1 protein-coding gene is annotated in these 477 nt (G+C 49.7%); it reads left to right on the top strand.

The features are described from left to right. Window positions 1-477 (top strand): hypothetical protein (locus AC3DEV_RS16875; protein WP_488372848.1); only part of this gene is annotated, 477 nt, incomplete at both ends.

Genomic DNA, 477 nt, shown 5'->3' with positions numbered 1-477 from the left:
AACGGCGATTTCCTCTGGCGCTATCACGTTAAACCAAACCCTGACCGGCACAGGCATTACGCCTGGAACGTCAATCGTTTCGTTTATTGGAGGGGCTGGTGGCGATGTATTGGAAACCGGAACGTACCAAGTAAACATTTCGCAGAACGTGGCAAGCACCACAATCTCGGGGTATTACCAAAAGCCATTGCGCGTAAATTCTGCATTTGTGCGGATTAACACAACGTCCAACGGACAACCCATTCTTGGCGGTGGCCTTGATTACCCTGTTGCGGTGCTAACCCTTGACGATTATTCCATGATTGGCCTCAAAACCCTTAACGGCCCTTGGCCCAAGGCTTTGTATTACAACCCTGGCGATTCTTTGGGGAATTTAAGCGTGTGGCCTAATCCGTCCCAAGGTGAAATGCACATCTTTACGGACACAATTTTTGCCCGATTTACCACGATGTACGACATCATGCGAATCCCGCAAGG

It is taken from the genome of Dietzia sp. IBK-p2-15D (assembly GCF_057773105.1).
Note: the sequence above shows the minus strand (reverse complement) of the source record. Positions and strands in the feature narration are given on the sequence as shown.